Origin of the sequence: Pantoea sp. paga, assembly GCF_007558755.1 — a bacterium.
Lineage (GTDB): Bacteria > Pseudomonadota > Gammaproteobacteria > Enterobacterales > Enterobacteriaceae > Pantoea > Pantoea agglomerans.
Window position 1 is genome coordinate 1 of sequence record NZ_VLTF01000028.1, and the last position, 1338, is coordinate 1338.

Genomic DNA, 1338 nt, shown 5'->3' on the forward strand with positions numbered 1-1338 from the left:
CACCAGAAATCTCAATCTCCCCGGCATATGTCCGGGCGTTTTCTGAAAGAGTCCTCAGCCTCCTGATAGCTATCTCAGCAACCGGGACCATGACTTCTGGAATCCACTTCACATTTCCACCAAAGCCTTTTTCGGAATAGAATCTCAACCCATACCTCAGCTTTCCTTCCCTGTCCGCCTCACGGATTTCACAATCCGCAGGGAGCGTCAGGATTTCAGTTACTCTGGAAGGCGCACACATAAGCAACGCAAAGACAGAGCTTATGAATACGTCCATTTCTGAAAGCTGATCGTCTGGAAGTGCGAAGATTTCAGCGATAGCATTCAATGACTCTTCGTCAGGTAACTTTGCCTCACGGGCTTCTTGTGCAGTTTTAGTGAGCCTGTGGCTTGCTTCCGGCGCTTTAAGTGGGCTCTTCCAGAGCAGTGACTGAGTGATCAGGAATTCTTTTTCTCTGAGAAATGAAACCAGTCCTTCCAGTACTTTGCCGCAGGCGTGCGCTACTGCTTTGGTGTATGTGCTTTTTAAGGTGACAACGCATTGGTCCAGAACAGTGAGGTTAACGTACTGAATATGACTCCGCCCATTGACTCGCAATAGGGCGGCCTCAAGTGTTCTGAAAACGATATTCAGACGCTGATTGATTTTCTTGCCCCCATTCATGTAGTGGTAAAGGACATAGCTTTTAGCGAACTCAATAAAATTCTTGTCTAAGGGCTCATTTACAATAACAGAACTTTTTTTTACGCCTTTGACAGGGGTTTTAGTGAAAAGGAAAACTTTTGGCCAGTTAACCTTCTCCCATCTCACAAGGTCGTTTTTATTGAGAGTGAACCGACAGTAGCTCACAAAATCATCTATTTTCTGCGCGCAATATTTTTCCCTGCGCGTTTCGAGTACTCTAACTTTATCATTTTTGATATTATCCATTTGACACCTCCGGGTTTGATTTAATTTCTTTGCACTTATTTATCACCTCTGATACTGCAATAATTGTTCTGTCCAGTATTTGTGTAGTCATAGGATCAGCCGCTATGCACTGAATCCTGTTACGCTCATCGAGTAAATATTCGAGTACTTTTTCATGCGGCCCTTCAACAAAAGGTCTGAAATGCATGCAGGTGTAACAGGGGATGGGCACACATGCTGTGCAGGATTTGCAACTGGCGCATTGTCCTGTTTTTTCACCAGTATTATTCCTGATACTGCCACCGGGATATTTATCCTCACTCTTGTTAATCAGCATTCCCTGAAACATCTTTGAGTAGTAGCCAAGCTCAGCTGAAACGGCATCTTCGATTTTATTCAAACTATCTGGACCTGACTGAACATAAACT

The 1338-nt window shown here is 44.2% G+C and carries 2 pseudogenes; both read right to left on the reverse strand.

Features of this window, described 5'->3' with window-relative positions:
• Window positions 1-931 (reverse strand): annotated as a pseudogene (locus FOV68_RS23815) (integrase); the annotation flags it as partial.
• Window positions 924-1338: pseudogene (locus FOV68_RS23820) on the reverse strand (hypothetical protein); the annotation flags it as partial. The pseudogenes FOV68_RS23815 and FOV68_RS23820, both read right to left, overlap by 8 nt.